The organism is Spirosoma utsteinense (assembly GCF_014282275.1).
In the GTDB taxonomy this organism is placed as follows: domain Bacteria; phylum Bacteroidota; class Bacteroidia; order Cytophagales; family Spirosomataceae; genus Spirosoma; species Spirosoma utsteinense.
Genome location: NZ_VFIA01000019.1, coordinates 101,028 through 112,077 on the forward strand (window position 1 = coordinate 101,028; position 11,050 = coordinate 112,077).

An 11,050-nucleotide genomic window follows, 5' to 3' on the forward strand; every position below is an offset into this window, starting at 1 on the left:
CCGTAACAGTGCTGTTACGGGGGACGGGATATTAAAAAAGGAAGGTCCACAAATTAGAACTGGAAGTTCATGCGGGCGTAGTAGTAGGCGCCCTGGAAGCCCATCTGATAGTTGTCGTAAGCAAACCGGCCGGAATCTGTCAGGTCGGCACGCGTGCGGGTGGGGTAGGTGTTGGTCACGTTATCGCCACCGACTGAGATGCGCAATGCCTTCAGCAACTGGTAGCCCACGCTCAGATCCAGCGTCATCCGCGAGGCCAGGCTATAGTCAGCGTAAGGCGAGGTAATATCTTCGGTTTCGTGGTAGTTGCTGTAGTACTGTACTGCGCCGTAATAAATTCCCCGCGCCATAGCCGAGAACGGACCTTTCTGATACACTACCGAGGCAATATACTTTTGCCGTGGGCTACCATGTTCAAAGCTGCCCCGTGAGTTGCGGTTCAGGTAGATGTCCGACAGATACTGTGCCCGCAAGGTGGCGTCTGTTGGCAGTTGGTTATCGGTGCCAACGTTGAGCGTAGCCGGATAGACGCGGGTGAAGGCAACCGTGTTCCAGTTAGCAGCCAGCGAGTAAGTAAGCTGGCCCGATCCGGCGCGGGTGCGGTAGTTGGCTACGAAATCGATGCCTTTGGTTTCAACATCGGCCGCGTTGGTGAAGAACTGGGCGATACCGTCGGCGGTGATCACGTTCTTCAGCCCACCGCCAATATCGCTGCCCGAGAAGCCGCCCGTCTGGATGATCTTATCCCGGATTTTAATGTAGTAGGCATCGGCCGTAACCTCAAGTCCCTGCATGGGCTGGGTAGTCATACCGAAGCTCATGTTCGTTGACCGTTCCTGTTTCAGGCGTGGGATGCCGAGCGCTTTGGCCGCCGTGCTGGTGTTAGTGAAATAGCCCTGATCGAAAGGGACGCCACCCGGCGTGAAGCCCGTAGAGGTCTGGGCGTAGTACAGTTCCTGTAGACTTGGTGCCCGGAATCCCGTGCTGATCGACCCCCGCAGGGCCAGTACGTCAGGAATGATGGAGTAGCGGGTGGCAAACTTGCCCGTCAGTACGTTACCAAAATCGCTGTAGTTCTCGAAGCGGGCGGCCAGGCCAATCATGAACCGTTTCGTGATGTCGACCTCAACGTCGGCATAGCCCGCCATCACCGACCGGAAAGCGCTGGCCTGCTGATCGGGCGCGAAACCCCGGAAACACTGGCAGTTGGGCGAGTAGCCTTTGATATCGACTGTGCCGCCCCGGTAAGGTATGATCAGATCGACGAAGGTTGTCGACTGCGTACCGTCGGGGTTGGTGACCACCTTTTCGGTTTTCACGTCCTTATTGACGCGCTGGGTATAATTGAAATTGTCTTCGGGTGCGGTAAATGAGCCGTAGGTTCCTTTCGTGTACGATTCGACCTGGCCGGGCAGTATCTGGTAGTTTTCTACCCGCATCTCGGCCCCGAAGGCAATGTTCATGCTCTTGAGTACGCCACCCATGGGCTCACTATATAGTCGGCTCAGGGCAATGTTCGTGGTATTCTGGGTGAAATTGTTGTCGCCAAGGCGCATGGTGGTTGGTGTAGCAGGACCGTACGATGCGTTCATGGTATTGACCATACCGTAGGCAAATTTGCTCGACCCGAAGCTGTTGCTGAAATCCACATCGAAGCCACCGGCCTTACTCTTGACTCCCACCGTCAGCGATTTGTCGGAAATTTTGGAGGTTAGCTGGGGCAGAAATCCATTTGGATACAGCTCGTTGAGAAACCGGTCCTGCTGACGGGGAAACCGGTAATAACAGCCGCTCTGGGTGTCCCGGTAGTTCAGACCACCAAAGGCGTAGAACTCGCCCCCTTTGGTATTCAGCGGTATGCCCATGTTCATGAACACCGAGCCATTGTCTACCTTGCTCAGCCCGTTGATCATTTCGAAACTCTTGGGTGTTAGTCCGCGGGCGGTCTGTAGTCCTTTATCGGTGCGTAAGGCGTTGTTGTCGGGGCTGGCCAGGGCTTCGGGGTTGGTAATGATCGGCACCCCATCGGCGGTTTTGCGCGTGTTATTGAGGTAGCTGTCATCGAACACCTGCCCGCTGTAGCCACCCTTCGGAACGCGGCTGGTGCTACCCTGCTTGCTCAGTTCGAAGGTCAGGTTGATGAAACCCCCTTTGTCGCCCAGCCCGAAGCCATAGTTGCCCATGAACTGATGCATCCGGCCGTCGGTGCCAAAGTTGTCGATGTCTTTATTTTTGGCCAGCCCTACATTCGCGTACAATCCTGTATTGTACATGCCGGTAAAGACGCCGACGCTCTTTTTCAGTTCCATATTTACCACACCTGCAATGGCGTCGGAGCCATACTGGGCAGCCGCTCCGTCGCGCAGGATCTCGACCCGCTCAACGGCGGCCAGCGGTATCGTACGCATATCTACCGTGGTAGAGGGTCCGGCGTTGTTGGCCACCAGCAGGAGAGCCGATGTGTGTCGGCGCTTGCCGTTGAGCAGCACCAGCGTCTGGTTGGGAGGCTGGTTACGTAACTGCACCGCATCGACGTGGGACGCCAGGTCGGCCCCCGGTACTTTGAGTGAATTGAACGAGGGCGCAATCTGTTTCAATAACTGCGACAGTTCGGTTTGGGGCATGGTCTGCGCCAGTTTCGAGACCGCAATCACATCGACCGGAGCGGGCGTGTCGAGTTTGGTACGGCTGCTGTTCCGGGAGCCAATGACAACCAGTTCAGCCAGCTGTTTGGTATCGGCAATCAGCATTACGTTCAGTTTGGTATCGGCACCCAGCGCCACTTCCCGCGTGGCAAATCCGATGAACGAAAACGTCAGTGAGCCACCCTGTTCAGGTACAGATAGTTTGTAGTCTCCATTGGCGTCGGTAGCGGCACCGGTATTGGTACCTTTCAAGACAATATTGACCCCTGTTATTGGCTTACCATCCTCCTCGGCTGTTACACGCCCGCTTATAACGCGCTGCTGGGCGAATGCCGGGTAAGTGAGCAAAGCAACCAGTGCGACTAAAACCCGGAAGAATCGTTTGCGTACAGATTTTCTCATTGGAAGCATTTTTAAGAATTAACTGATGGGGTATATTAAATAATTGGGCAATACTGTACTCGACAGCCGTTTTTACGGCGTAGGGAGATGACAAAAAGAGTAATGAAAAAGTAGTCAGGCCGCTACCGGTAGAGCCGCCAACCGTTGTTTCGTTGCGTATATAGGCTCACTTCCATACCTGTGCGCACGGTTATAGAAGTGAGCCGTGGTTCGTGTTGTACTTTGTCAAATTTGCCAACTATAATAATGTTATACAAGAATAGTCTAGAATAAAATTTTGAATTATAGTTAAAATACAAAACTAAATGGTAGGGTTTCTATTTGATTACAAATTCTATTCGTTTACCCGATCATCTGGCCCGATACCCACACGTTCTTCATCACAAGTGCTTTGTCCAGCCGTACCAGATTCGCGATGTACCCTGGTGCAATAGCGCCCAATTCATTACCCATCCCGATAATGTCGGCTGGGATCGTGCTGGCCATTCTCAGCGCATCTGTCAGCGATAAGCCCACCCGGTCGACGCAGACCCGAACGCAGTCAAGTAAGGTAATGGCCGATCCGGCCAGTTTGCCTTCATCGTTCATATAACAACCTGGTCCCTGTCCGGCTGCGTCAGCTTCGTAGTGAACAACGAACTGGCCGAGCGTAAAGGCCGGGCGGGGCGGGTTGGCGAAGAGTGCGTCAGAGATTAGAAAGAGTCTGTCGCCCAATACCTTATGCGCAATACGGATGGTGGCTGGATTGCAGTGATACCCATCGGCAATGACGCTGACCCGGACGCCGGGGTGATCGAAGAGCGCACCAACTACACCTGGCTCGCGGCTCTCAAATCCGCGCATGGCATTGTATAAATGCGTTGCCAGGGGTATTAGACCGGTATTCAGGGCGTCGGTGGCCTGCTCGTACGTCGCATTGGAATGACCCAGCGATAACAGCGTATGGCTGTGCTTCAATCGTCCGATGGTTTCGAGCTGGCCGGGTGTCAGGATTTCGGGGGCAAGTGTCAGGATACGAATCGCGTCGGCATTGGTGCTGAACAGGGTTTCGAGTTCACCTTCGGCAGGTGTCCGAACGTAGGCCGTGCTGTGGGCTCCGCGTTTGACGGGGTTGAAATACGGCCCTTCGATATGAAGGCCGGGTACACCATAGGGGTTCTCGGTCCGTACCGTCTGCACGGCCGCCATAGCCTGCTGCATCACATCGAGTGAGGTAGAATGAATGGTAGGCAGCAGGGTTGTCGTGCCTTTGCGGACGTGCGTGTCGTAGATATGCCGGACGGTGTCGGGCGTGGGTTGCTCGTTAAGAAACCAGTGTGACCCACCATAAAGCTGCAGGTCGATCAGGCCTGGAATGAGGTAATCGCCGTTCAGGTCGATCACCGTATCGGTTTCGTCCGTCCCTTCAGTAGTGGTCGTTGAGATGGTCTGAATCCGGCCGTTGGCAATACCGACCGACGCACCCGTCAGCCAGTCGTTGCCCGTGAAGACAGTCGCGTTAATGAAATAAGTCATGGATGTAAGACAGGGTTATACAGGTATTGAACCAACAGCTTTGGCAAAGTTCACTGCGTGATCAAGGTAAAAAAGGCCGTAATCTACCAGTTATTTCGTTTTTTTGCAGACTGATTCCTGTTGTTACCAACCCCATTGTCTTTTGAACGCCGTTCGTTTACTTTCCCCAACTACCCCTGTTCACGCCACTATTCCACTGGCTTCGTCGAAGAGCGAAAGCAACCGTGCGCTCATTCTCGATGCGCTGACCGGCTTTCAGTGTGATTTACAAAATCTGTCGACCGCCCGCGATACGCAAACGATGATCCGGTTGCTGAAGTCTCCCGAATCGACCGCCGATGTGCTCGACGCTGGCACGACGATGCGGTTTCTGACGGCTTATTTCGCCGTTTCGGGGCAGCAGAAAACCATGACCGGTACGCCACGCATGTGTGAGCGCCCGATCGGGATACTGGTCGATGCGCTGCGGACGCTGGGTGCCGACATCACGTACCTTAAAAACGACGGCTACCCACCCCTGCAACTGAATGGGTTCGAAGCGTCAGGCCAGAACCAGCTCAGCATCCGGGGCGATGTCAGCAGCCAGTATATTTCCGCCCTGCTCATGATTGCGCCCCACCTGCCGCAGGGCCTGACACTCACCCTGACCGGTCCGATCGGCTCGCGGCCCTACATCGAGATGACCATGGCCCAGATGACGTACTTTGGTGCCGACGTGCAGGCTGACTGGGAACAGCGGACCATCACCGTAGTCGCTAAACCCTATACCCCCAAGCCTTACCAGATCGAGTCCGACTGGTCGGGGGCGAGTTACTGGTATAGCGTGGTAGCCTTGTCGGGCGATGAGCAGACTGAAATAGAGCTGCTGGGGCTAAAGCCGCAATCCCTGCAGGGCGACAGCGCCATTGTTACCATTATGCGATCGATGGGCGTCGACAGTGTGTTTACCGACCGGGGCGTTACCCTTACCAAACGCCCGGCTGAACGGTCGCTGACCTGGGATTTTACCGACTGCCCCGATCTGGCGCAGACCGTGGCCGTTTGTGCGGCTGTAAACGGGGTTGCGCTGACATTGACGGGTATCGAAAGCCTCAAAATAAAGGAAACTGACCGGGTGCTGGCCCTTCAAACCGAACTTCGGAAAATTGGAGCAGAATTGGTCGAAGTTGAACCGAACCACCGCTACGAGGTACGACCACTGGCGAACCCTGGTTCGTTGCCCGTTCCAGTAATTGCTACCTACGACGACCACCGGATGGCGATGGCCTTTGCGCCGGTAGCGATGCAGCGGGAAATCGTGATCGAAGAGCCGGGTGTGGTCGCTAAATCGTACCCGTCCTTCTGGGACGATATGGCGCGGGTTGTGCCGGTAGAGCCCATCGACGAAGCCGCCAGTCACCGTGCCTGACCCCTCCGAATCGACTGCTCACCCGCGCTAATGCCTAAACCTGCCAGTTTACTAACGCAACCGTTCGATGTGGTCATCGTGCTGGGGAACCCGGCTAATGTTGACGGTAGTCCGGGCGTGTTGATGGCGTCGCGGGTAGAGAAAGCGGTTCAAATTGTTAAAAGCGGGCAGGCCGATCGCTTGCTGATGACGGGTGGCGGGGTGTACAACTCGTTCGTTGAGGCCGAGGTGATGGCATCCTATGCACACCAGTTGGGCGTTCCGGAATCAGAGATCTTCGTAGAGAACCAGGCGCGGGATACCTATCAGAACGCCCGGCTGGCAACCCAGCTGTGCCGTCAGAAAGGCTGGCAGCGGGTTATCGTCGTTACCAACCGGTTTCACCTGGCCCGCGCCCGCCGGATCTTCCGGAAAGAGTCGTTACAGTGTACGTTTGTGGGAGCCGAAACGCCTGCGGCTTTACCGTGGTATTTGAAGCTGGCTTATTACAGCTGGGAGTGGCTGCTGGACATAAAACTGGCTGTTTTCAGCGATAAGCGACTGGTCAAAAGCTGACTTGCCGTTGTTTTTTCGTAATCCGTCACTCCATTTTCATTATCCGTCATCGACAGCCGGGCTAGTCGGCCGGACCTTTGTTGTGTACTAAGCAGACACACATTCGTCATGAATACAACGCTCACCAACCCTTCGATCGATACCCTCGTGCTGGGTGCAACCGGCAGTATCGGCTATGCTGTAACCGCTAATCTGCTCGCCCGCCAGTTGCCCGTTACCATCCTGGTTCGTAATCGGGCCAAAGCCGAAGCTCTCTTCCCGGATGCGCCGACGCTCACCATTGTTGTTGGCGATGCCCAGGATGCGGCTCTGCTCAACCGCGTGGCAATCGGCAAAACGCATATTTTCCACGGCATCAATTATCCGTACAACGAATGGTTCGGCAATATGGACACGGTTACCCAAAAGGTGATCGATGCGGCTGGACACCAAAAAGCGACCATCGTTTTTCCGGGTAACATCTACAACTTTGGAAACACACGGGAGCTGATTCGCGAGGATTCGTCACCCAATCCCATTACCCGCAAAGGACAGTTGCGCGTCGAGATCGAAGCCATGCTGGAGCGGGCTGCGAAGGCCGGAAAATGCCGGGTGCTGACCGTTCGGCTACCGGACTTCTGGGGGCCAAATGTGTTGAATGCAGGCATCAAACCAATTTTTGAGAATGCGCTGATGGGTAAGCCGCTTCCCTGGCTTCTCACGGCGGATGTTCCCCACCAGGCGGTTTATACGAACGATGCCGCCGAAATTATCGCCCGGCTGATGCTTCGCTCAGCGCGTTTCGATGCGTATACGGTGCTGAATTACGGTGGAACGACGCATACGTCAATGCGGTCCTGGTTCGGGCAGATAAGTGCGTTGACAGGTAAGCCGTTGAAGATTCAACTCCATGGCCGGTTCATTCTGTCGGTGCTCGGCCTGTTCATGCCCGTTATGCGGGAGGTAAACGAGATGCTGTATCTCTACGAAAATACTATCCTGCTCAACGATAACCGGGTTCGGAATCTGTTTCCTGACTTTCGGGAAACGCCCATGGATGAGGCCCTGAACGAGACCCTGACGTGGTTCGCTACGCACCAGCTCAAGCGGCCGTTTATCCGGAGTTCTACCAACGTTGCCGCGAGCTTGCCTAGCTATTGAGAGGTAAGGTCCAGCCACTGTTTAAAAGATATTACTGTTTAACTAGCCACTACCAGGGCCCTGGCGGGCCACTGGCAGGGCATAACACGATCTAATGAAAACGCTATTGAGGTCTGAAGAACTGGCCCAGTTCCTGGGCGCTATTTATCTGTTTTCGCTGCTGCCATTTGCCTGGTGGTGGTTTCCGGCGCTGCTGTTGCTGCCCGACCTGAGCATGATCGGCTACCTGATCAATCCGGCTGTTGGGGCTGTTACCTATAATCTGGTTCATCACAAGGGATTGGGTATCGTGATCGGTCTGGCAGGTCTGGCGCTGACGAATCAAAACCTGATGCTCGCCGGAATCATCCTCTTTGCCCATGCGAGTATGGACCGGGTGGCCGGTTATGGGTTGAAATACCCCGATAGCTTCAAACACACCAGTTTAGGGTCATTATGACAGGGCTGCACTGAAGGCTGGATTCGGGTACGGAGGGGTTGATCGGTAAGCACCCGGCGTTTGTCCCGTCCATTTTTTGAACGAGCGGAAGAAAACGCTGGGCTCGGCAAACCCGAGTAGATACGCAATATCGGTGGTACTCAGGTAGGGCTCCCGCAGATGCTTTACCGCCAGATCTTTGCGGATGTCGTCCAGCAGTTGCTGATACGTGGTGCCTTCCTCTCTGAGGTGAAGCTGAAGGGTGCGGAGGCCCATCGCCAGCCGGTCGGCAACGGTTGCCAGGGTCGGTTCCTCGCCTTTCATCAGGGCTATGATCTCGGTCTTGACCCGGCTGCTCAGGTTTGGTGTCTGGAGCCGTTGCAGCAGATCGGTGGCGTGGCCTTCAAACAGGGCCGACAGGCTGGGACTCGCGTTCAGAACGGGCATGTCGAGCAATGTCGCATCCAGAACCATAGCCGTTTCGTCGGCATCGAAAGTAAGACTGGCGGGCGAAAAGACGCGTTCGTGTTCGCGGGTGTCGGCGGGGCGGGGATAGGCAAACTGAACATGACGCGCCGATAGGTTCAGGCCCGTCATGGCACGAATGGCGGCCAGATAGATCGACAGTTCAGAATTGACGGCATAGGCCGGATAAATAATATCGGGACTGATGATCTCCAGGGCCAGTATAAACTGATCGCCCGACCGGCGGCCTGTGGTCCGGATGCCGTCGCAGACGATATCCTGATACTGGCAGAGTTTCTCAAAGGCGATTCCCAGCGTCGGGCTGTGCATCATCACGTAGGCCAGTACACCAACCGCCACCGGGTTGATCATCTCCCCGATTTTGAGTGAAATGTCGGGGTCGCCCGTGGTCGCTACGACACCGGCCCAAAGCGCCTGCATCTGCCGGATCGATACCCGTCCGTCGGGGTCACGTAGCTGGTCAGGGCTGATGCCTGCCGTCTGGGCCAGCGCGTCGGCATCAGCACCGCACTGCCGGGCTGCGAACAAAATCAGGTTGACGGCACCGACAGAAAGGGTATTGTTGGCAGGAATGATCATTTCAGCAGGGCGATTTTGCTGTTTAAGGTCCTAAAATAATCCCCCGCCCGCAATAACCGGCTACCGTACCACGAAAATACCTCCCCATCGACCACCAGCGCCTGCGCCGACGGGCAGATAGCGTTCAGCTCCGCCCGGTGTTTATCCGCAAATGGGTACGGCTCCGACGACAAAAAAATCAGGTCCGGATGAGCCGCCCGCAGGTCATCTGACGTGATTTCGGGGTAGCGTGTTTGGCTGGCGAAGGCGTTTCTGAACCCGGCGGCTTCGAGCATAGCGTCGATGAACGTGTTGCTGGCCGCCACCATATAAGGCTTGCGCCAGATGAAATACGCAACGGATAAAGGCGGGGACGAGTGGGGAAAAGAGGATGAAAGGTTGGAAGCGATCTGCTGCGCCATGGCCTCCGCTTCGTGTTCTCGGCCAACCAGGCCACCAACCGCCCGGATCATAGCCAGTGCGTCGGGAAGGGTGTTTATGTCGGTGACGTAAACGGGATACTGCCGCTGAAGCGCTTCAATTTGTTCGCGGGTATTTTCTTCCTTGTTCGCCAGAATGAGGTCGGGCTGGAGGGCGTGAATCTGGTCGAGGTTCAGCGTCTTGGTGCCGCCGACTTTGGTCTTCGCCTGGACCTTGTCGGCGGGGTGGATACAGAATCTAGTGATACCGGCTACTTCGGTGTCCAGGCCAAGATCGAACAAAAGTTCAGTCTGCGAGGGCACCACGGAAACAATACGTTGGGGAGTCATAGGGAGGGTTCAGCAACACAAATTGGGCATTCGTCGCTACGTTAACGTCTTTTAACGAAATACAGTCCAGCAGCCCGGATATTTATGCAACTTTCACCTAACGATTCACTCCTTACAGCATGAAGCAGATAGCTTTTTCACTCCTTCTCGGTAGCCTGCTGACCAGCCCCCCGGCGCTGGCCCAGACTTCACCAACCGCCGGCATAATCACCTACGAAGGGATGCGCCAGATCGATCGTTCGCAGATGCGGATGGTTATTAACGGGCAGGAAGTAAGGCCGGGGAGCCCCGGCGCACCCGAGGGGCCCGAAGGAATGCCCGAGGTTATGTCGTTTACGCAAAAGCTTGTTTTCTCGGGGACGATGGCCAAAGAAGAACGCGACCGGAATCAGAACATGATGATGCGCCGAACGGTGGGGGGCGATGGGGCAGGGGACCGGAGTGGTACTCCGCGCGAGACACGCCTGACGCCCCCCGTTGAGCAGACGACGTTTCTGGACCTCGCCAACCGGCAGCGTATCGACGTGATGACGATCAAAAAGGACTCTGTCAGTACGACGTACCGCACCGAGCGACCCATGCCCAATGCCGAAAACTGGCAACCGTCCGACAAAACCAAAAAGATAGCGGGTTACCTCTGCCACAAAGCAACGGCAACCGCCAGCCTGGGCCGCCAGCGGAATAGGGCTGGTGGGAGCAACGAGGCACCGGCGAAAGCGGAAACGTACACCGTCTGGTACACCACCGATCTGCCGTTTACTTATTCGCCCGTTGCGGCACTGACGCCGGAGAAAGGTGTCGTGTTGCAGATCGAATCGGATAACGAGTCATTCAAAGCAACCAGTATCTCGACCGAGGCTGTTGCCGGCAGTGCCGTTCAGCCACCTGCCGATGCGAAAGCGATTTCGTCGGATGAGATGGAGCAACTGCGCCGTAAAGCCATGGCCGACTTTAGGCAGAAAATGATGAGCCGTTCACCGTTTCCGGGTCGCAATTAATACGGTGGGTCAGGTTTATGGGTGGAAGGGTTGCCGTATCCTGGACGGCCACGTCCGGGCGGCAAAAAGATTATCACCCGGACGTGGCCGTCCAGGATACACCCGGCCTGTCATACACGCAGGAACAAGTCAATTAAGAAGTAATCGCTACCGTT

General features: G+C 55.7%; 9 protein-coding genes. 5 read left to right on the forward strand and 4 right to left on the reverse strand.

All coding sequences use genetic code 11. The annotated features are described in order from the left end of the window. Positions 1-53: 53 nt before the first annotated feature. Positions 54-3,047: a TonB-dependent receptor gene (locus tag FH603_RS16160; protein ID WP_186738573.1), complete on the reverse strand. Its 2,994-nt coding sequence runs from the start codon at positions 3,045-3,047 to the stop codon at positions 54-56. A gap of 342 nt (positions 3,048-3,389) precedes the next feature. After that, entirely contained in the window at positions 3,390-4,562 is a 1,173-nt protein-coding gene (gene nagA / locus FH603_RS16165; RefSeq protein WP_186738574.1) for an N-acetylglucosamine-6-phosphate deacetylase, read from the reverse strand. A 142-nt stretch (positions 4,563-4,704) separates the two neighbouring features. On the opposite strand from nagA, the gene FH603_RS16170 reads away from it, so the two are divergent. The 4 genes from FH603_RS16170 (at position 4,705) to FH603_RS16185 (ending at position 8,104) form a co-directional block, all read left to right on the forward strand. After that, entirely contained in the window at positions 4,705-5,970 is a 1,266-nt protein-coding gene (locus FH603_RS16170) for a 3-phosphoshikimate 1-carboxyvinyltransferase (protein ID WP_186738575.1), read from the forward strand. A 30-nt stretch (positions 5,971-6,000) separates the two neighbouring features. After that, complete coding sequence (locus FH603_RS16175) at positions 6,001-6,525, forward strand: YdcF family protein (RefSeq protein WP_186738576.1); 525 nt, start codon at positions 6,001-6,003, stop codon at positions 6,523-6,525. 108 nt (positions 6,526-6,633) lie between these two features. Then, positions 6,634-7,665 (forward strand): NAD(P)H-binding protein, encoded by a 1,032-nt coding sequence (locus FH603_RS16180; protein WP_186738577.1) that lies wholly within the window; start codon positions 6,634-6,636, stop codon positions 7,663-7,665. Between the two features lie 94 nt (positions 7,666-7,759). After that, complete coding sequence (locus FH603_RS16185; protein WP_186738578.1) at positions 7,760-8,104, forward strand: DUF4260 domain-containing protein; 345 nt, start codon at positions 7,760-7,762, stop codon at positions 8,102-8,104. On the opposite strand, the gene FH603_RS16190 is transcribed toward FH603_RS16185, so the two are convergent. Together FH603_RS16190 and FH603_RS16195 are read right to left on the reverse strand one after the other, a co-directional pair. Continuing rightward, positions 8,099-9,148 (reverse strand): AraC family transcriptional regulator, encoded by a 1,050-nt coding sequence (locus FH603_RS16190; RefSeq protein WP_208492984.1) that lies wholly within the window; start codon positions 9,146-9,148, stop codon positions 8,099-8,101. The genes FH603_RS16185 and FH603_RS16190 overlap by 6 nt on opposite strands. Continuing rightward, on the reverse strand, positions 9,145-9,897 hold the full coding sequence (locus tag FH603_RS16195; protein ID WP_186738579.1) for an ABC transporter substrate-binding protein: 753 nt from the start codon (positions 9,895-9,897) through the stop codon (positions 9,145-9,147). The genes FH603_RS16190 and FH603_RS16195 overlap by 4 nt, the downstream gene beginning before the upstream one ends. 119 nt (positions 9,898-10,016) lie before the next feature. Here FH603_RS16195 and FH603_RS16200 point away from each other — a divergent pair, with 119 nt between their 5' ends. After that, positions 10,017-10,895, forward strand: a complete 879-nt coding sequence (locus tag FH603_RS16200) for a GLPGLI family protein (protein ID WP_186738580.1) — start codon at positions 10,017-10,019, stop codon at positions 10,893-10,895. Positions 10,896-11,050 lie beyond the last annotated feature (155 nt).

Bases quoted from the DNA above. Each gene is read 5' to 3' on its own strand.
- FH603_RS16185 (WP_186738578.1), top strand. From the start codon at position 7,760: ATGAAAACGCTATTGAGGTCTGAAGAACTGGCCCAGTTCCTGGGCGCT.
- FH603_RS16190 (WP_208492984.1), bottom strand. From the start codon at position 9,148: ATGATCATTCCTGCCAACAATACCCTTTCTGTCGGTGCCGTCAACCTG.
- FH603_RS16175 (WP_186738576.1), top strand. From the start codon at position 6,001: ATGCCTAAACCTGCCAGTTTACTAACGCAACCGTTCGATGTGGTCATC.
- nagA (WP_186738574.1), bottom strand. From the start codon at position 4,562: ATGACTTATTTCATTAACGCGACTGTCTTCACGGGCAACGACTGGCTG.
- FH603_RS16180 (WP_186738577.1), top strand. From the start codon at position 6,634: ATGAATACAACGCTCACCAACCCTTCGATCGATACCCTCGTGCTGGGT.
- FH603_RS16160 (WP_186738573.1), bottom strand. From the start codon at position 3,047: ATGAGAAAATCTGTACGCAAACGATTCTTCCGGGTTTTAGTCGCACTG.
- FH603_RS16200 (WP_186738580.1), top strand. From the start codon at position 10,017: ATGAAGCAGATAGCTTTTTCACTCCTTCTCGGTAGCCTGCTGACCAGC.
- FH603_RS16195 (WP_186738579.1), bottom strand. From the start codon at position 9,897: ATGACTCCCCAACGTATTGTTTCCGTGGTGCCCTCGCAGACTGAACTT.